This window comes from uncultured Arthrobacter sp. (assembly GCF_947493765.1).
Classification (GTDB): Bacteria; Actinomycetota; Actinomycetes; order Actinomycetales; family Micrococcaceae; genus Arthrobacter_D.
Genome location: NZ_CANLSZ010000001.1, coordinates 385,868 through 405,371, shown reverse-complemented (window position 1 = coordinate 405,371; position 19,504 = coordinate 385,868). Strand labels below are relative to the sequence as shown.

Below are 19,504 nucleotides of genomic sequence, written 5' to 3'. Positions count from 1 at the left end.
TGGACACCGTCTCGTCCGCCCCGTTCGACGGCTGCAGGTGTTGGAGGGATACCCGACGCGCGGCAGCACTTTGAACGGCGGTGTGGGCTGGTACCTATACGCTGGTGGGGGAATAAACCGCTGCGTTCGAGCGGGACATGAAGACGAAAAGGTGCTCTCACGTGAAAATTGCTGTCATTGCCCTGGGCAAAATCGGGTTGCCGCTGGCGGTGCAATTCGCCTCCAAGGGCCATGAGGTCATCGGCGTGGACGTGAACGCTGCAGTTGTGGCAATGGTCAACGAGGCACGCGAGCCGTTCCCGGGCGAGGCCCACCTCCAGGAGAAGCTCTCGGAGCTGGTGCCCGCGGGCAACCTGCGAGCCACGACCGACTACGCCGACGCCGTTCCGGGCGCCGACGCCGTCGTGCTCGTGGTTCCTCTCTTCGTCGACGCGGAGGCGCAGCCCGACTTCGGCTGGATGGACGCCGCCACTGCCGAGCTCGCGAAGCACCTCACCGCCGGCACCCTGGTCTCCTACGAGACGACACTGCCCGTGGGCACCACCCGGGACCGCTGGAAGCCGGCCCTCGAGTCCGGTAGCGGACTCGTGGAAGGCGAGGACTTCCACCTCGTGTTCTCCCCGGAGCGGGTGCTGACGGGCCGCGTGTTCGAGGACCTGCGCAAGTACCCGAAGCTCGTCGGCGGTCTGTCGCCCGCGGGTGCCCGGCGTGCGGTGGACTTCTACGAGGCCGTCCTGGACTTCGACGATCGGCCCGACCTGCAGCGCGGCAACGGAGTATGGGACCTGGGGTCCGCGGAAGCCTCGGAGCTCGCCAAACTGGCGGAGACCACCTATCGCGATGTGAACATCGGACTGGCCAACCAGTTCGCCCGGTACGCCTCCACGGTCGGCATCGACATCTACCAGGTCATCGAGGCCTCCAACTCGCAGCCGTACAGCCACATCCACCAGCCGGGCATCGCCGTCGGCGGGCACTGCATTCCCGTCTACCCGCGCCTGTACCTGTGGAACGACCCCGCGGCCACGGTGGTCCGAGCAGCGCGTGAGGCCAACGCCGGGATGCCGGACTACACGATCGGCCTCCTCGAGGGCGTGTACGGGGACCTCACGGGAGCGAAGGTCGTGGTGCTGGGCGCCGCGTACCGCGGAGGCGTCAAGGAGACCGCCTTCTCCGGTGTGTTCGCCGCCGTGGATGCCCTGACCTCGCGCGGCGCCGTCGCCGTCGTGAACGACCCGATGTACACCGACGAGGAACTCGAGAAGCTCGGCTTCGCGCCCTACCACTTCGGCGAGGCAATCGACGCAGCCGTGGTGCAGGCCAACCACGAGGAGTACGCCGGACTGACCTCCTCCGATCTGCCGGGTATCAAGGCCTTCATCGACGGGCGCCGCGTGAGCAGCCCGGAGCAGTGGGCCGATGTGGACTACCGGGTCATCGGGCGGGCCTGACCACCATGCACTTCCCTCGGCGTCGCAGCTCCACAGGCGGCTCCGGCAGCTGCAGAGAGGAATCAAAGCATCATGAGCTACATCGCTGAAACGGCTGACGTATCGCCCAACGCCTCCATCGGAGAAGGGTCCAAGATCTGGCATCTCGCCCAGGTCCGCGAGGACGCTCACCTCGGTGAGAACTGCATCGTCGGGCGCGGGGCCTATGTGGGTACCGGCGTCCGTGTCGGAGCCAATTCGAAGCTCCAGAACTATGCGCTCGTCTACGAACCGGCGGTGCTGGGGGAGGGCGTCTTCATCGGGCCCGCCGTCGTGCTGACCAACGACACCTACCCCCGCTCCATCACCCCCGACGGCGGACTCAAGAGCTCGGAGGACTGGGAGCCGGTAGGAGTGACGGTGGAGAAGGGCGCGGCCATCGGGGCGCGCGCCGTATGCGTTGCGCCCGTCACCATCGGGGCGTGGTCCACCGTAGCGGCGGGCGCGGTGGTCACGAAGGACGTGCCGCCCTTCGCCCTGGTCGCGGGTGTACCCGCCAAACGCATCGGCTGGGTCGGCCGTGCAGGCCGCCCACTGCACGACGTCGACGGCGTCTGGGTCTGTCCCGAGACGGCCGAGCGGTACGAGGAATCGAACGGACAACTGACACTGGTAGGGGTAGAAGCATGAGCACTGAATTCATTCCCGCAGCGAAACCGATCGTCGGAGAAGACGAACGCGCCGCCGTCGACGCCGTGCTGCTCTCCGGCATGCTCGCGCAGGGCGCCGAGGTGGCCGCCTTCGAGAAGGAGTTCTCGGATGTGCTCCTCGACGGCCGGGGCGCCGTCGCGGTCAACTCGGGGACGGCAGGACTCCACCTCGGTCTGCTCGCCGCGGGCATCGGGCCGGGCGACGAGGTCATCGTCCCGTCGTTCACCTTCGCGGCGACCGCCAACTCCGTGGCCCTCACGGGTGCCACGCCCGTCTTCGCGGACGTGGAGCTCGACCACTACTGCCTGGACGTCGACCACGTCACCAGTCTTATCACCGAGAAGACCAAGGGCATCATGCCGGTGCACCTCTACGGTCACCCGGCCGATCTCGCCGCATACCGGCAGCTCGCCGACGATCGCGGCATCATGCTCTTCGAGGACGCCGCGCAGGCACACGGAGCGTCCTTCGACGGGCGGCAGGTCGGCACGTTCGGCGATTTCGCCATGTTCTCCCTCTACCCGACCAAGAACATGACCTCCGGCGAGGGCGGCATGGTCTCCACCGGAGACCCGGATATCGAACGCCGCCTCCGTCTACTGCGTAATCAGGGGATGGAACGCCAGTACGAGAACGAACTGGTGGGGTTCAATGCCAGGATGACGAATCTGCACGCCGCCATCGGCCGGGTGCAGCTGACCAAGGTGGGCGGGTGGACGGAACAGCGCCAGTCGAACGCGGCGTTCCTCACCGCAAATCTCGAGGGTGTCGTCCCGCCGGCCGTGGCCGAGGGCGCAGTGCACGTCTACCACCAGTACACCATCAGGGTGGAAAGCGACCGCGACGGTTTCGCCGCCGCACTGAAGGACGAATACAACATCGGCTCGGGTGTCTACTACCCGATTCCCAACCACCGGCTGCCCTCCTTCCGACGGACCGAGGACCTGCCGAACACGGAGATCGCCGCCCGCGAGGTCCTCTCGCTCCCCGTCCACCCCTCGCTCGACGCGGAGGACCTCGACCGGATCGTCACAGCGGTCAACGCGCTCGCGAAGGCCGGTGCCTAGCTCATGGCTGATCTGAGGGTAGGCCTGATCGGGCTGGGCATGATGGGCAGGAACCATGCGAGGGCCATCCGCGAGGTCGAGGGTCTGCAGCTCGTCGCCGTCGCCGATGCCTACGGTGACCCGCACGGAGCCGCCGGTGATCTGGAGCTCTGCGGTTCCATCGACGAGCTCATCGGTCAGGGTCTCGACCTGGCGGTCTGCGCGGTACCCACCGGGCTCCACGAGGAGGTGGGTCTGGCACTCGCAGCCGCCGGTGTCCACACCCTCGTCGAGAAGCCCATCGCGGACACCGTGCAGGCGGGCCTGAATCTGGTCGAGGCCTTCGAAGAAGCCGGCCTGGTGGGTGCCGTGGGGCATATCGAGCGCTTCAACCCCGCGCTGCAGTCCCTGAGGAGCCGGATCGCCTCGGGCGACCTCGGCGAGGTGTACCAGATCGCCACGCGACGGCAGGGTCCGTTCCCTGCCCGGATCGCGGATGTCGGTGTGGTGAAGGACCTCGGTACGCACGACATCGATCTGACGTCCTGGCTGGCGCAGTCACCGTTCGTCTCGGTATCGGCGCGCACCAGTACTCGATCCGGTCGGGCCCACGAGGACATGGTCACGGCATCGTGTCAGCTCGAGAACGGCGTCATCACCAGTCACCTGGTGAACTGGCTCTCGCCGATGAAGGAGCGCGTCACCGTCGTGACAGGGGAGAAGGGAGCCTTCGTCGCCGACACCCTCACCGCTGACCTCACGTTCTACGAGAACGGGACCTTCACGACGGAATGGGAAGCCGTTTCCAACTTCAGGGGAGTGTCGGAGGGCAACATCACCCGGCTGGCCCTCACCAAGCGTGAGCCCCTCCGTTCCGAGCTCGAGGCGTTCCGTGACGCGGCCCTCGGAGTCGCCGACAATACGGTGACCATGCGCGAGGGCCTGAACACCCTTCGTGTCGCCGAAGCCATCATCGAGGCGGCACGCGACGGCGTCGTCCGCGACCTCTGACCGTGGGTCTCCGCATTGCAGTCGCGACACGCATCTTCGAACCGGAGACCGGCGCTGCCGCCTACCGATTGGCTGCGACGGTCCGTCAACTGGAGAAGCGCGGCCACGAGGTGACCGTCTACACGACACGCGCGCCCGGAGCCGAACGGTCAAGCCCGACAGTTCGAAGATGGCCCGTCCTGCGGGACGGAACAGGCGCTGTCCGCGGATATCTGCAGTACGCAAGTTTCGACATCCCACTCCTGTTCCGCCTCCTGTTCGGACGGGCATTCGACGTCGTCATCGTGGAACCGCCGCCCACCACCGGCTTGATGGTCCGCATAGCTGCTGCACTACGTAGGCGGCCGTTCATCTACTTCGCGGCGGATGTCAGCTCTGTCGCTGCCGCCGGGATCGGCGTTGCCGCACCGGTCGTCCTGCTGCTCCGCACTCTCGAGCGGTACGTCCTGTCCGCAGCACGCTATGTCCTCACGGTCTCGCCGGGTGTGTCAGATGCAGTTGTCCGCCTCACTAGCCGTCCTGAGCGTGTAGTGAACGTAGGGACGGGTGTCGACACCCGGAAGTTCTCCGTCGAGGGCCGGGCCACGCCCGAGCCTGGCCGGTACTTCGTCTATGCGGGTACCATGTCCGAGATCCAGGGTGCCGGTGTCTTCGTTGATGGCTTCCTGAAAGTGATGGCGGAATTTCCGGACGTCCGGTTGATCATGTACGGTCAGGGCGTCGAAAGGGATGAACTCCTCGACCGCTCAGTGCCTGCGGGAGAACGCATCACATTTCCCGGCACGGTGGACAGCGAATATCTCTCGAGCGTTCTGAGGGGAGCAGTCGCCGGGCTTGCATCGGTGCGGCCCGCGAAGGGATACGACTTCGCCTTCGCCACCAAGGCCTTCGTCAGCCTCAGCTGTGGCACGCCGGTGATCTATGCGGGGGTCGGTCCATTGAAGGACATCATCGCCGGAGAGAACCTGGGACTGAGTGTCGAATGGAACGCTGATGACGTGGCGCAGGCGATGCGCCGACTTCTCGCCACCAGAAGGCCACACAGCGAGAAGCAGCGTCTCGCTGCCTGGGTCGAGGACAACTACTCGCTGACCCGCGTCGGAGACGACGTTGCCAACGTCCTGACTGACATCGATCAGAGGACAAGGCGCTGAGCGATGCGTCTAGGGTCGACCCAGACGCATCGTCATCACTACGATCCGCCGATCACCCGAGGATCGCCCTGACGACCTGCTCTGCCGCCCGGCCCTCGCCGTAAGGGGTAGCGACGGTCGGCTCGGGCATCGGACGCTGGACGACGGCTGTGAGGGTAGCCAGATCCTCGGAGACCAGTACGTTCCAGCCAAGTCTCACAGTCTCCACCCATTCGGTCTCCGGCCTGATCGTCGTGCAGGGAACACGCAGTAGGAAGGCCTCCTTCTGAAGACCACCCGAGTCGGTAATGACCCCTGCACTGTTCATGACAGCATTGACCAGTTGGGGATAGGCAAGCGGGGACGCGGGCCGGATGGACCCCGATTCGAGGTGAATGCCGTGCTTACCAGCGAGCGCCACCAGACGAGGGTGGGCCAATAGAATCACCGGCCTGTCCAGGCGCGCCAGGGACTCGACGATCTGGCCCAGGCGCTCGGGATCGTCGGTGTTGTCGGGTCGGTGAATGGTGCAGATGTAGTAGCCACCCTTGCTCACACCCCCCGGCAGTTCCTCCTTGCGGGCTTCCACGGCTGCCCGTGTGCTGAAGAGGACATCGGTCATGACATCACCGACGAGGACACTTCGTTCTGCGAGGCCCTCGTGCTCCAGGTGGGCCATCGCGACCTCGGTGGGCGCCAGCAGGAGATCCGCCGCATGATCGGTGAGGACGCGATTGTGCTCCTCGGGCATGCGCCGATTGAACGATCGTAGGCCCGCCTCGAGATGAGCGAGTGGCACATGGAGCTTCACCGCGGCCAGGGCTGCCGCAAGGGTGGAATTGGTGTCACCGTAGACCAGCACGTAGTCCGGACGTACGTCCTCGAAAATGGTCTCGAGGCCTCCGAGCATGGCGCCCGTCTGCTGTCCGTGCTTGCCCGACCCGACGCCGAGATTGAAATCGGGTTCAGGAATACCGAGGTCCTGGAAGAACACGTCGGACATCATGGCGTCGTAGTGCTGGCCGGTGTGGACGATCAGATGCTCGGCCTCGCCCTTCATCGCCTGAGCGATGGGTGCCAGTTTCACGAACTGGGGACGGGCGCCGACCACACTCAAGATTCGCATGACTAGAAGCTTAACCTCCCCAAAGCCCGACCCGGCACGAGGCCGATAGAGCTTGGGCCGTGTCGGAATCATGGTGGAGATCAGGACGCTACCCGGCTTCCGGTAGCCTAGAACGCGAACCTATACGTCTCGTACCGCGCATTCTGGTGATGTCTCCTGCCTGGGGCGGTCGGGCGCCTACCGCCGCTCCAGGAGCCGGTGCACCCATCTTGGAGGATTGATCGTGTGACTGCTGATCTCGTCGTCGTAGGAGCAGGCTTCTTCGGCCTGACCGTCGCGGAACGGGCCGCCAGCGACCTCGGGCTGAAGGTGCTGGTGATCGATCGGCGTGACCACATCGGGGGGAACGCCTACAGCGAGCGCGACGCCGAGACGGGTATCGAGGTCCACAAGTACGGAGCGCATCTCTTCCACACCTCCAACGAGCGGGTCTGGGAGTACGTGAACAGGTTCACGACCTTCACCGACTACGTCCACAAGGTCTACGGCGTCCACAACGGCGAGGTGTACTCCCTCCCGATCAATCTTGCGACGATCAATCAGTTCTTCCGGGCGAATCTGACGCCCGACGAGGCGCGGGACTTGATTCAGGAGCAGGCCGGAGAGCTTGCAGGCTCCGACCCGCAGAATCTCAATGACAAGGGCATCCAGTTGATCGGGCGGCCGCTGTACGAGGCTTTCATCAAGCACTACACCGGCAAGCAGTGGCAGACCGACCCGAAGAATCTGCCGGCCGGCATCATCTCGCGGCTGCCGGTGCGCTACAACTACGACAATCGGTACTTCAACGACACGTACGAGGGGCTCCCCACCGACGGGTACACGGCGTGGATCGAACGGATGGCGGACCATCCCAACATCACGGTGCAGCTCAGCACCGACTTCTTCGACGAGTCGCAGCCGCTGAACAAGAAGGATCTCGTCGGGACGGTGCCGATCATCTACACCGGACCGGTGGACAGGTACTTCGCCTACGCCGAGGGCGAGCTGTCCTGGCGCACCATCGATTTCGAGCAGGAGGTCCTCGAGACCGGGGACTTCCAGGGCACTTCCGTGGTCAACTACAACGACGCCGAGACACCGTTCACGAGGATCATCGAGCCCCGCCACTTCCACCCCGAGCGCGGCTACCAGACCGAGAAAACCGTCATCATGCGCGAGTTCTCGAGATTCGCCGAGTCGGGTGACGAGCCGTACTACCCCATCAACACAGCGGACGACCGCCAGAAGATGCTCGCTTACCGTGATCTGGCCAAGGCCGAGAGTTCCGTCCTGTTCGGCGGGCGCCTCGGCACCTACAAGTACCTGGACATGCACATGGCCATCGGATCCGCCCTGACCATGTACGACAACAAGATCAAGCCGCACTTCAGTGACGGCACCCCGCTTGAGAGTGGAGGAGTGGACGCGTGACCACTACTGCAGCAGCTGACCAGAAGCCGACCTCGGACGGTGTCGAGGCAACCTGGAAGACGATCCATCGTGTGGTGTTCCCGGAGACCGGGGACCTCGACACCATGCCACTGTATGTGGACTTCAACAACCTCCAGCGGGTGCCCGAGCACAGGCCTGGCACCAGAGAGGTGGACACCGCAGCGTCCGGTGGGGCCGATGTGCACCCCGACTACGTGGTGGATCGACGGACCCTGTCGCTCCCTGCCCACGAGCGAGTGTCACTCGGCACCTACTTCAACGCCTTCCCGGCGAGCTACTGGCAGGCTCACACGAGTGTCCGCATGGTGCGTCTGACCGTCGAGCTCGAGGGCGATGCGACCGTCGTCGTCTACCGGTCGACCTCCAGGGGCACCGCCAACCGGGTGAGCAGCACGCGCACCGGGTCGCGGTCTGCTCCGGTGGTCTTCGACCTCCCGATCGCGAGTTTCGGAGATGGCGGCTGGTACTGGTTCGACCTGGCAGCCCATAGTGGCGCCGTCCTGCTCACCAGCGCCGAATGGAGTGTCCCCGAGCCGGACGGCTTCCAGGCCGGGAAGCTGTCCATCGCCGTGACAACTTTCAATCGGCCCGACTACTGCGTCCGCAATCTCAAGGCACTGGGCGCCTCGCCGGACCTCCTCCCAGTCCTGCACAGGGTCATCGTCACCGATCAGGGCACGCAGAAGGTCCGGGAGGAAGCCGGTATCGATGATGCCGCGGCGTCACTCGGCGACCGTCTCGAGATCGTGGAACAGGCGAATCTGGGCGGGTCGGGAGGCTTCGCCCGAGGCATGCTGGAGACCGTCGATGACGGGCAGAGCACCTATGTCATGCTCCTCGACGACGACGTCGAGATGGAGACCGAGGGCATTCTCCGCGCCGCCCAGTTCGCGGACTTCACCCGCAATCCCACCATTGTCGGCGGGCACATGTTCAACCTGTTCGAGCGCGCCGTGATGCACAACTTCGGTGAGGCGGTGCAACCCTACCGTTTCAGTTACGGCGGAGCGGAGAACACACGGGAAGCCCACGACTTCGGGAGCAGCAACCTCCGCACGACGCCGTGGATGCACCGCCGGGTGGACGTCGACTACAACGGGTGGTGGATGTGCCTCATCCCCACCGAGATCATCCGTCAGATAGGCCTCGCCCTCCCGGTCTTCATCAAATGGGACGACGTCGAGTACGGGATCCGGGCCAAAGCACACGGCTTCACGACCGTGTCACTGCCTGGAGCCGCCGTGTGGCACATGCCGTGGACGGAGAAGGACGACACGATCGACTGGCAGGCCTACTACCACCAGCGGAACCGCTGGGTCGCAACGCTCATCTACTCGCCGTACAAGCGCGGCGGACGGATGCCGAAGGAGAGCCTGGGCGTCGACGCCCGTCACCTGTTGTCGATGCAGTACTCCGCAGTGGAGTTGCGCCTGCAGGCGCTGGAGGACGTGCTGTCAGGGCCCGAGCACCTCCACCGCACCATCGGCTCCAAACTGGGCGAGGTCCGCGCCACGCGAGCTTCCTTCGACGATGCGCAGGTCTCCAAGGATCTTGCCGACTTCCCAGCCGTGAGACGTAGCAAGCCGCCACACAAGGGCAAGAGTCCAGCCCCTGCACGGAGCCGATCCGGTGCTGTCGCGCGACTGATCGCAAGTGCCGCGCACCAGGTGAAACCCGTTTCCGTGGCCGCGACCCAGAACCCGGAAGCCCATGTCGCAGCCGTCGATGCGCGCTGGTGGCGGCTGGCGCAGCTCGACTCGGCACTGGTCACGTCCTCGGACGGCACCGGGGCCTCCTGGCACAAGCGAGACGCCCAGAAGGCACGCGAGCTGGCGCTGCGCAGCGCCGACCTCCACCGTCGTCTGTATCTCCGGTGGGACGAGTTGGCCGAGCAGTACCGGGCAGCTTTGCCCGACTTCACCTCACAGAATGCCTGGCGCCGGACCTTCGGGCTGGACGGCACTGCTCCTGGCACGGACGCCGGGACCGGGGCGTGAGCGCTGGCGCTTCACGAGCCGGCGACGGCGCAGTCGGTCTGGTAGCACCGGGTCGTGGCGGGGGCGTCCGGGATGTGGTGGGAAGTAGATTCCTGCTCAAGCTCCTGGTGGACAAGGAGATCAAGGTCCGTTATCGCGGCTCGATCCTGGGCCTGCTGTGGTCCTATGTCAAACCCGGTATCCAGTTCGTGGTCTTCTACATTGCCCTCGGCATCTTCCTCGGCCTCGAGCAGAGCGAGCGCAACCCGGCCGGTCTGCCGAACTACGCAATCTATCTGTTCTCAGGGATCGTGCTGATCAACTTCTTCTCGGAAGCACTGAGCAATGCCTCGCGGTCCATCGTGACCAACGGCGGCCTGATCAAGAAGATCTACCTGCCGCGTCAGCTCTTCCCGGTTTCTGCTATCTGGGTCTCCGGGATCCACTTCCTGCCCCAGATGGTGATCCTCGTGGGGGCCTGTCTCCTGACGGGTTGGACACCCTCCGTGCTCCAGCTCGGCACTGCCGTCGTCGGATTCCTGATCGTGGCCTTCCTCGCCACGGGCCTCGGCCTGATCTTCGGCGCTGTCAACGTCTACTTCAGGGACGCCGAGAACTTCGTCGACATGCTGCTCATGGTCGCCACCTGGGCATCCCCCGTCCTCTACGCGTGGACCATGGTCCGTGACCAACTGGGGGAGGCCGCGCTCGACATCTATCTACTCAACCCGATCACCATCGGGGTGGAGTCCTTCCATTTCGCCTTCTGGATGCCGACGGCCGAGCAGACCCAGGGTCTGCCGCCGTCCTTCCTCTCGGTCTGGGTACCCGTAGGTCTGGCCATCTCGTTGATCGTCGTCATCCTCGGGCAGCTGGTCTTCCGCCGGCTCGAGGGCCGATTCGCCCAGGAGCTGTGAATGTCCGTCTCGATCGAAATCAGAAAACTCGACAAACGCTTTGTCCTGCGCCATACGCGGTCCATCAAGGAGGCCGCACTGTGGCTCGTCAAAGGACGTAAGGGCGACCTCAGTCGGAAATTCGCCGCACTGGACGACGTGAATCTCACGGTCCAGCAGGGGGAGACAGTCGCCCTGCTCGGATTCAACGGCTCCGGGAAGTCGACGCTGCTCAAACACATCTCGGGAGTGATGCTGCCCGACGCGGGCTCCGTCCGGGTACGGGGTAGGGTTGCCGGTCTGATCGAGGTGGGCGCCGGCTTCCATCCGGATCTCAGCGGCCGGGACAACGTGTTCCTCAACGGATCCATTCTCGGCATGACGGAGAAGCAGATACGGCAGCAGTTCGACTCGATCGTCGAGTTCTCCGAGATCGGAGAGTTCATCGACACCGAGGTCCGCTTCTATTCCTCCGGGATGTATCTCCGCCTTGCGTTTGCGGTAGCTGTCCACACGGATCCCGACATCTTCCTCATCGACGAGATCCTCGCGGTCGGCGACGAGCCCTTCCAGAAGAAGTGCCTCGCGAAGATCAAGGAGCTGAACGCGGCGGGAAAGACGCTCGTTGTGGTGAGCCATGATTTTGACATGGTGAGCAAGGTCTGCGAGCGCGGCGTCGTGCTCGAACACGGGCGCATCGTGAAGGACGGCAGCGTGAGCGAAGCCATCACTCATCTCCGCGCAGTGTGAAAGCCCTTCGTCGAACGATGAGCCTACCTCAGAAGCAATTGGTCACTTCATAGAGCCTTGCATCGCCCTCGCGGTCGACGAGCTCCAGATTGGGGGCGTCGGCGACGTCGTCGAATGCGGGATAGTCCTCGGCCTCCAGCCGGTCCAGGAGGTAGTAGTGGCCGAAGTCGAGCACGTACTCGACATTCTCCTCTCTGGCGATCGAGCAGGCCCTCGAGTCGTAGGTGGCGACGTCGAGCCTGTGGGAAAGAACGGAAAGATCGGGCGGTAGTGCTCGCGAGCTCATATGGTATTGGGTCACTGCACGACCGCTGATCGCGTATGCGAGAGATCCACCGTTCCAAGGGTTGACGGCGATCACGGCATCTTCGGGCACTTCGTCGTCCAACCGTTCGAGCAGAGCCAGCTCATCGAGCGAGAGGATGGTCGGGTTCCCCTCCCACGTGTGGTTCTGCCTGCTCTCGATCACCATCTCGTCGATCGGACCACGCTGGCTCTCGAGACCCCCAAGGATGGCCACGACGGCGACGACGGCTCCTGCTACCGCTCGTACCCACGGCGATGGTTCCGAGGAGAAGCGCAGTACGCCATTCCACAGCCACATGAGAAGCCCGGTTGCTCCGAATGCGGCGATGAGCACGGTCGGAAGAGGAAGAAGTGAAGCCAGGCGCTGCGGATCCTGGTACCAGCTACCTACCATCACCTGACGGAAGGCGCCGCGGGGTTCTGCCGCCGACACCGCATAGAGCGCAACGGCAACTCCGTAGACTCCCAGGAGCCACCCGTGGCCCCCGGCCCGGATGAGGCGAAGTAGCCCGATCGCTGTACAGACCGCGATGACCACGGGGATGTCGCGCTCGTGGGGTGCGCTCGTGATCGCCTGCCCGATGGCGTTGGAGTACCGGGTGAAAGGCAACCACGTGTTGTACCCGAGGAGCAGGGCTCGCCAGATGACGACGACGCCACTGGTGAACACGACGGCGACGAGCAGCGGCACCAGCACGCCGCGGGCTCCGCGTCGCCTGAATCTGAGCTTTGACCAGCGGAACCAACTGACGATCGCGACCGGCAGCGACAGGGCAAGGAGCGCCGTCAAGCCGTTCGGCTGAGCAAGCATCAGCGCGACGATCGAGGTCAGGAACGCCAGCAGGATCACGCCGAGAGTGGTGTCCTCTCGTGGTCGTACCCCGAGAATCAGGACCGCCAACGCAAGGGCTGCCGGCAAAACAGCGTAGGACAGCAAGTTCGGGTAGAGCGGTCCGAAGTCGATGAGGCCGATGGGAAAAGCCGTGAACCCGGCGGAGAAGAGACCCACCAGGGCGATCAGTACGGCTGAGGCGCCGAAGACGATACGCGCGAGAAGCATGACGCCGATCGGCCACACCAGCGAGGCGATGACGATGTTGAGCGCATTGACGGCAACCGGGATGGGCTGGTTCGTCACTTCCACGATCAATGCTGCGAAGCCGTGCCAGGCGGCCGGATACAGAGCGATCTCGGCCGTAGGGCTCAGCATGCGTCCCAGCGTCAGCGTGGACGCGTCCCCCTGATCGAGCACCCACCGGACGGCATTGAGGTGATACACGTTGTCGTACCGCTGGGCGATATTGCCTGGACTGCCAAAGATGCGGGTGAGATTGTAGGCAGAGGCGACTCCACCTGTCAGAAGACCAGCCAGGGCTCCCAGTACGGTGCGTCGATCCATTTGGAACGAGAACTCCAGCCAGCGGGAGTGGAAGGCAAGGTGCTTCACGAGGAGTCCGGCGAGGACGAATCCCGCGGAGGTAGCCACGAAACTGATCAGGGACCAGCGGATACCGAGGAGCGACAGGAGGACCGCCGCGGTTCCGACCATCGCTACCGAGAGGACGGGCGCGAGACCCAGCGAGAGGGCGCCCCGCACGTTGAGCGCGGCGGCCAGGCTCAGGCCCGGAAGGGTGAGTAGCGCACTTGTCATTGCCAGGGTCGGCAGGAGGTCCCACCAGGACATCATGACTCCTGTAGCTAAAGTGATCCATCGGTCCGACGCTCGGACGCGGACGACCGGCAAACTTGGCAAGATTACCACGGCGTCCGTAGTCCCCTGCGTCCTTCTGCGGTGCGATAGCCTTGCCCGGTGACCGACCAGCGTAGGCAAGGGGCTGCAGCCCAGGGAGTGATACCGGTTCCTTCCCAAGGAAGATCGGCAACCGAGCGGACGCTGATCGTCGAACCGATCATCGAAGACTCCGGTGCCGCATGAAGATCCTCGCCGTGTCCACTTGGTACCCTTCCGTCGAAGCGCCCACTGAAGCTCCCTTCAACCACGAGCATGTCAAGGCGATCCGGTCGGCACATGCTGTTCGCGTGATCCATATCCGCTTGCGGTCATCCGCGGCACCCAGGACGGACGACGTCGACGGCGTCGAGGTCTTACGCGTCTCCCTGAATCTGCGGAAGCCCTGGAGCATCCTGTCGGTCCACGCCCTTCTGCGACGGGAGATGAAGGAGGCGGACATCGTCCATTCGATGGCTTTCTCCACGATTCTCCTGATGCTGCCGGTATGGCTCACCGTCCGCCTGCCCTGGCTCCACACCGAGCACTGGAACGGGGTCACGAATCCGGCGAGCGTGGGGCCCGCCTGGCAGCGCCTCGCGTGGCTTCGCCATCTCCTGCGCTTCCCTCACGGCGTCACCGGGGTCACCACGGAACTCGCCGAGCGGTTGCAGCTCTTCGCCCGGCCGGGTGCATCGCGGGTGGTCCCGTGCGTCGTCGACAACAGCCGCCCACTACGACCCTGGCCACGGGCGGAGCGGCTCCGGCTCGTCGCCGTTGGCGGGCTCGTGCCACGCAAGCGACCCCTCCTAGCCCTCGAAACCGTACAGTGGCTGACCGAACACGGCCGGGCCGTGCACCTGGAATGGGTAGGCGAGGGCCCGCTCGAGGACCAGATGCGGCAGCGGGCATCGACCGCGCAGGTGGCCGAGCTCATCCACCTGCGCGGTGCGCTACCACCCGATGAGATCTTCGCGCGCATGGAGGAAGCGGATCTGTTCTTCCTCCCCTCCGAGCAGGAGAACTTCTTCACCGCCGCCGCCGAGGCGCTCTCGTGCGGGCGGCCGGTGGTGGCCGCCGTCGCCGGCGGCTACGACGACTACTGCGACGCGACCAACAGCGTGCTCGTGGAGACGCCCACGGCCGAGACACTGGGGGAGGCGATCATCGAAGCGGGTGCCCTGCTCGAGCACAGCACCCCGGAGGGTCTTGCCGGACCCGTTCGGGAACGGTTCAACGCGCGGGTCGTGGCCGATCTCTTCACGATGGCCTACGAGGCTGCAGAGCTCCGATCGAACACCAGGCGAGCCAGGAAAGCTCTTCCGTGACCCACGAATCCCTTGATCTGACCGGGCCGGCACCGCAAGTCGACATGGTCATCGCTGTCCACAGTGAGGAGCGCCCGATCGCGGCGGCGGTCGACTCACTGCTCGACGGCGGCCTCGCCACCGATCGGCCCGCCGGCCTGAGGATCACTGTGGTCTGCCACAACATCCCGGTCACGCGGATCTCCGCCCGGCTGCCCGAGGCATCACGAACCCGCGTCCGTTTTCTGGAGTTGCAGGACGGCATCGCGAGCCCTGCGGGACCGCTCAATCACGGCATCGCCCGCGCGACCGCCAGATACGTCGGGGTGATGGGCAGCGACGACACGGTGGAGCCCGGAGCCATCTCGGACTGGCTCACGCTGGCGGAGAGATTCCGGTCCGATGCCGTGATCGCCCCGGAACGCCACGCCGACGGCCGGATCATCCGCACCCCGGTGCTGCGCGCCGGACGCCACCGTGCCCTGCACCCGATCAAGGATCGACTGTCGTACCGCACAGCGCCTCTGGGACTGGTACGCCGGACTGAGATCGCGCGGCTGTCGCTCCGATTCACGCCTGGTCTTCCCACCGGGGATGACCAGGAGTTCACGTCGAAGCTGTGGTTCGGAGGGGGCAGGATCGACTACGCCCGCGGCGCCGGGCGCTACGTTGTCGGCGCCCAGGCGGTGGACCGTGTCAGCTTCGCCCGACGGCCCGTGCCGGTGGAGCTCGAATTCGTCAGGTCACTGGTGGCCGGCGAATGGTTCCAGGGCCTCAGCGACGCTGAACGGCGCGCGATCGTGGTGAAACTGGTGCGGGTGCACGTCTTCGGTTTGGTCCAGACACGGTATGAGTCAGGTGGCTGGTCCGCTGCTGATCGGACGGAGCTCGCGGGCGTCATGTCGGCGCTGCTGCGGCGAGCGCCAGGCGCCCTGCGTCCGCTGAGCCTCGCAGACCGCCGCTTGGCGAAGGCGATCCTGGATCCCTCATTGGACTCGGAAGTACTGCGGCAGCGTGCCCTGTCGCGGCGACGCTTCGGGAGCATGGCCACCGTCCTACCGTCGTCGCTGGGGTCGGCACTGGATCCCGAGTCGCCACTGAGATTCCTGCCCGCGGCCGCGTTACTCCGCTGAGCTGCGCGTCATCCCGGGCCCGCGTGCGTCGCTGGCAGCGTCGAATACCCCGCGTGAGCGCCGTCGCTTGTCCCGAATGTAGCGCCGGATGATCGCATCGCGGGTCAGGACACGGGTCAGCCTCCTCGTCAGGAGTTCGTCATGCCGGGTCGACGATCGGTGGTACGAGGCTGCAGCGGCAAAATCTGCAGGACCGGCCGTCCTGCCAGCTGCCTCGACGAGCCGGGCATCCGCCCGGCTGAGCGCCGCGAGCTCGCCCCCGGCGATCCCCTCGATGGTGCGCTGGATCGTCAGCCACGCGTCCTGCTCGTCCGCATTCCACAGTGTGCGCGCATCGTCAGGGGCACTCCCGCACCGGTGAGTGCTCGGTGCGAGCGCGTCGCCGCGGCGGAGCAGGGCGCCCACCCCGTGGATCCTCATGAGCTTCAATGCGATCGAGCGCCGATGGGTCAGGGGCAGTGCCAGCAACCACTCCTGTGTGGCCAGGAGATCGAGCCAGCGGAACTCCTCACGTAGCGGGGCCACAGCAGCGGTCACCCGACCTGCCGCAGCATCATCGGTCTGACTGTAGGCGCCCCCACCATACGGATAGGTGATGAGGCAATCGCTGAAAAGTAGCCTCAATGTCGGCTCGAGGTCTTCTCCGACCCTCAGACCTTCCGTGAAGCGGAACCCGATCCGGCGTAATGAAGCGGTGCGGAGTAATCCGTACGGCAGACTACGGGTAGCCAGTCCGTCCTTCACTGGGTCCAGGGTCCTGGGCTTGGTCGGGCGCAGCCCCGGAGTCGCGAGGATGGCCCCTTCAGGGGTGCGGATCGGGGCCAGAACTGCGTCAGCACCTGTGGCTTCGGCGCGTGTCACCCAGCTGCTGAGCGCCCCGGGTTCCAGATAGTCATCGGAGTCGACGAAGGTGACGAATTCTGCCGCAGCCCGGGCGAGGGCGTGATTTTTCGGACCGGCGGGCGAGAATATTCCGTCGACGAAGTGCTCCAGCACGATGTCATTGTCTGCCGACTGGGGTCCGAGTGCCGACCGCACAGGTTCGACGGCGATGTTGTGGCAGATGATCGAAATTGTCAGCCTTGCTCCGATCTCTGCGAGCGACGCCCGCTGATCCAGGAGGGAGGCCACCGTTCGACGGAATGGACGGGCCGTGTCGTGCAGTGGAATGACAGCGTCGATCGTCACTGGAACTCGCGGAGTTCGGTTCTCGCGGGGACGCATGGGGCGGTCACTCCTACAGCTAGACACTGCGGGATACTCTATTTCATCCAGGTGGGACTTCATGAAGCGGCTCGTCACCCAGGCCTTCCCAGGTGTGCTGCGCAAATGGACTGGACCTGGGAGGGCTGACATGATGGTGCGCATGTCTGCCCCGCGCCTCCTGATCATCTCCTTTTCTCCCCTCCGTTCGGACGCGCGGATCTTGAAGCAGATTGCCTTGTTCAAGGATCGATACGAGATCACGACCTGCGGGTATGGGGATGCACCCGACGGAGTGGCGAGTCATATCGAGATACCGGCGAACCTCAAGGAATGGGACTACGACAGGATCGCGGTGATCCTCCGTGCCTACCGCCGCGCCTATTGGACGAACCCCGTCATCGCTCATCTGCGACCTCGCTTCGCCGGGCGTTCGTTCGACGTCGTTCTGGCCAACGACATCGACACCGCCGGGCTCGCCCTGTCCCTACAATCGGTACACGGCGTCCACCTGGACCTCCATGAGTATCACCCGCGCACCAAGGAAGAACTCCTCAGGTGGCGCATCTTCGTCGGTCCCTTCATGCGCTGGCTGGTACGGCACTTCGCAACGCAGGCGGATTCGGTCTCAACGGTTGCCGGCCACATTGCAGACGAGTACCGACGCGAGTTCGGTCTCCATGCCTCCGTTGTCACGAACGCGGCTCCGTTCTCGGACTTCGAGCCAGGTGCAGTGGGGAATCCTATCCGGCTCGTCCACTCCGGCGCTGCACAGCACGGGCGGTTCATCGAGCTCACTCTCGATGCCATGGGAATGCTCGCGGGTAATGCGACGCTGGACCTGTACCTGACGCAGAACAAGGGTCCGTACTACGAGTCGCTACGACGTCGCGTGGACTCGATGCCGAATGTAGCCCTCCACGCTCCGGTGCCGTATGCAGAGCTGTCCCGGACGCTCAACGATTACGACGTAGGGGTGTATGTCCTTCCTCCTATCAACTTCAACTTTGCCTGGTCGCTTCCGAACAAGTTCTTCGACTTCGTCCAGGCCAGACTCGGGCTCGTGATCGGCCCGTCGCCGGAGATGGCGGCGATCGTCCGCGCCGAGGGCATTGGTGTCGTCACCGAGAATTTCACTGCAGAGGCACTCGCGGCTGCCCTTGATGCGTTGACGCCCGAAGGGGTTGCCGACTACAAACGCGCATCTGCGCTTGCAGCACGGAAGCTGTCGGCCGAGGAGCAGGTCAAAGAGTGGGCGCGTGCTATTGACGCTCTCGTCGGTAGCAGGAAAGCAACGTGACCCCAAAGGTCCTGCAGTTCAACGATTGTGCATCTGTGGCGCGGTCCATGGTGACCGCAGCAGCAAGAACGGGGCTGCGCTGGGACTATCTCCCGCCCTCTCTCGTCCGGCCGATGCGCCCTGTGCTGGGAGGGCCGCTGCGCCGTAAGGCCACCTATATCCCGTACCGGGCACGCCGTATGGTGGCGGTCGGCCGGGCCGATGTGGTTCACGTGCATTACGGGACCTCCGCTCGGCTTCTCCGTGAAGCAGGGGTCCCGAAGCGACCGTATGTGTTGACCCTTCATGGGTCCGACATCCGTCGGCAGTGGAAGGATTCGCAGTTCCACGGTGAGATCCAACGTGCTGTGGACGAGGCTGCTCACGTCTTCTACGCGAACAACGACACAGCGGACAATGCGCTTGCGGCTCGATCGGATGCCGAGTTCCTTCCGGCGCTCGTGGATGCCTCGATATTGCCGCCATGGTCCCCTGATGCGGTGCAACCGAGCATTCTGTTCGTTTCGCGCTGGGATGCGGACAAGGGGGTCGACGGTCAGCTTGAGTTGGCTGCAGCTCTCTTTCGCGCAGCACGGAACCGTGCGCGTTTGGTCGGACTTGACTGGGGACCGGGAGCTGAAGCAGCGCGCGCGGCCGGGGTGGAGTTGCTGCCGCGGATGCCTCAGTCCGAATTTCATGAAGTGATGTCGAACGCGCACGTTGCCATCGGACAAGCGACCAACAACTTCGCGACAAGTGAGTTCGAAGCCCTGTGCATGGGTCTTCCGATGGCAGCTCTGGGAACTCGTCTTGCCAGGCCCGACGACGGTACCGTCCCGCCGGTCATGGAGGGTCCGGTCGACGACGTCGTTGCACAGGTGCTCACCGCACTGGATGACCCTAGGCTGGCAGCGAGCCGATTCGGAAGTTCTACCTGGGCCGTACCCCGGTACGACGCTGCCTCGTACATTCCGAAACTCGATGCACTCTACAGAGCAGTTGCCGGATGCTCCGATGTGGGAGCGTAATCGGCA

The 19,504-nt window shown here is 64.7% G+C and carries 16 protein-coding genes; 13 read left to right on the top strand and 3 right to left on the bottom strand.

Going from position 1 to position 19,504, the window contains the following annotated elements; genetic code table 11:
- Positions 1–161 precede the first annotated feature (161 nt).
- The 5 genes from Q0747_RS01925 (at position 162) to Q0747_RS01905 (ending at position 5,352) form a co-directional block, all read left to right on the top strand.
- Positions 162–1,451, top strand: a complete 1,290-nt coding sequence (locus Q0747_RS01925; RefSeq protein WP_298251565.1) for a nucleotide sugar dehydrogenase — start codon at positions 162–164, stop codon at positions 1,449–1,451.
- Between the two features lie 72 nt (positions 1,452–1,523).
- Positions 1,524–2,120: an acyltransferase gene (locus Q0747_RS01920; protein ID WP_298251564.1), complete on the top strand. Its 597-nt coding sequence runs from the start codon at positions 1,524–1,526 to the stop codon at positions 2,118–2,120.
- Positions 2,117–3,208, top strand: a complete 1,092-nt coding sequence (locus Q0747_RS01915; protein WP_298251563.1) for a DegT/DnrJ/EryC1/StrS aminotransferase family protein — start codon at positions 2,117–2,119, stop codon at positions 3,206–3,208. Before Q0747_RS01920 ends, Q0747_RS01915 begins: the two co-directional genes overlap by 4 nt.
- 3 nt (positions 3,209–3,211) lie before the next feature.
- Complete coding sequence (locus tag Q0747_RS01910; RefSeq protein WP_298251562.1) at positions 3,212–4,198, top strand: Gfo/Idh/MocA family protein; 987 nt, start codon at positions 3,212–3,214, stop codon at positions 4,196–4,198.
- Positions 4,199–4,200: 2 nt separating this feature from the next.
- Entirely contained in the window at positions 4,201–5,352 is a 1,152-nt protein-coding gene (locus Q0747_RS01905) for a glycosyltransferase (RefSeq protein WP_298251561.1), read from the top strand.
- Between the two features lie 52 nt (positions 5,353–5,404).
- Here Q0747_RS01905 and wecB read toward each other — a convergent pair whose 3' ends face one another.
- The gene (wecB, locus tag Q0747_RS01900; protein ID WP_298251751.1) at positions 5,405–6,457 is read right to left on the bottom strand and encodes a non-hydrolyzing UDP-N-acetylglucosamine 2-epimerase; all 1,053 of its coding nucleotides are present in this window, start codon (positions 6,455–6,457) and stop codon (positions 5,405–5,407) included.
- A 225-nt stretch (positions 6,458–6,682) separates the two neighbouring features.
- On the opposite strand from wecB, the gene glf reads away from it, so the two are divergent.
- From glf to Q0747_RS01880, 4 genes are all read left to right on the top strand, one after another.
- The gene (gene glf / locus Q0747_RS01895) at positions 6,683–7,870 is read left to right on the top strand and encodes a UDP-galactopyranose mutase (RefSeq protein ID WP_298251560.1); all 1,188 of its coding nucleotides are present in this window, start codon (positions 6,683–6,685) and stop codon (positions 7,868–7,870) included.
- Entirely contained in the window at positions 7,867–9,888 is a 2,022-nt protein-coding gene (locus tag Q0747_RS01890; protein WP_298251559.1) for a glycosyltransferase, read from the top strand. Before glf ends, Q0747_RS01890 begins: the two co-directional genes overlap by 4 nt.
- A 77-nt stretch (positions 9,889–9,965) precedes the next feature.
- Positions 9,966–10,784: an ABC transporter permease gene (locus Q0747_RS01885; protein ID WP_298251558.1), complete on the top strand. Its 819-nt coding sequence runs from the start codon at positions 9,966–9,968 to the stop codon at positions 10,782–10,784.
- Positions 10,785–11,513, top strand: a complete 729-nt coding sequence (locus Q0747_RS01880; protein ID WP_298251557.1) for an ABC transporter ATP-binding protein — start codon at positions 10,785–10,787, stop codon at positions 11,511–11,513.
- Positions 11,514–11,541: 28 nt separating this feature from the next.
- Here Q0747_RS01880 and Q0747_RS01875 read toward each other — a convergent pair whose 3' ends face one another.
- On the bottom strand, positions 11,542–13,470 hold the full coding sequence (locus Q0747_RS01875; RefSeq protein ID WP_367277649.1) for a DUF6541 family protein: 1,929 nt from the start codon (positions 13,468–13,470) through the stop codon (positions 11,542–11,544).
- Between the two features lie 389 nt (positions 13,471–13,859).
- On the opposite strand from Q0747_RS01875, the gene Q0747_RS01870 reads away from it, so the two are divergent.
- Both Q0747_RS01870 and Q0747_RS01865 read left to right on the top strand, forming a co-directional pair.
- A complete protein-coding gene (locus tag Q0747_RS01870; RefSeq protein ID WP_367277637.1) occupies positions 13,860–14,876 on the top strand; it encodes a glycosyltransferase family 4 protein in 1,017 nt (338 codons plus the stop codon).
- Positions 14,873–15,988, top strand: a complete 1,116-nt coding sequence (locus Q0747_RS01865; RefSeq protein WP_298251554.1) for a glycosyltransferase family 2 protein — start codon at positions 14,873–14,875, stop codon at positions 15,986–15,988. Before Q0747_RS01870 ends, Q0747_RS01865 begins: the two co-directional genes overlap by 4 nt.
- On the opposite strand, the gene Q0747_RS01860 is transcribed toward Q0747_RS01865, so the two are convergent.
- Positions 15,977–17,176 carry a glycosyltransferase family A protein gene (locus tag Q0747_RS01860; RefSeq protein WP_298251553.1) on the bottom strand — a complete coding sequence of 400 codons (1,200 nt, stop codon included), beginning with the start codon at positions 17,174–17,176 and terminating at the stop codon, positions 15,977–15,979. The genes Q0747_RS01865 and Q0747_RS01860 overlap by 12 nt on opposite strands.
- 97 nt (positions 17,177–17,273) lie before the next feature.
- Between Q0747_RS01860 and Q0747_RS01855 the strand changes: the two genes are divergently transcribed.
- Entirely contained in the window at positions 17,274–18,491 is a 1,218-nt protein-coding gene (locus Q0747_RS01855) for a glycosyltransferase family 1 protein (protein ID WP_298251552.1), read from the top strand.
- Positions 18,488–19,498 (top strand): glycosyltransferase, encoded by a 1,011-nt coding sequence (locus Q0747_RS01850; protein WP_298251551.1) that lies wholly within the window; start codon positions 18,488–18,490, stop codon positions 19,496–19,498. Before Q0747_RS01855 ends, Q0747_RS01850 begins: the two co-directional genes overlap by 4 nt.
- The last annotated feature ends 6 nt before the right edge of the window (positions 19,499–19,504 follow it).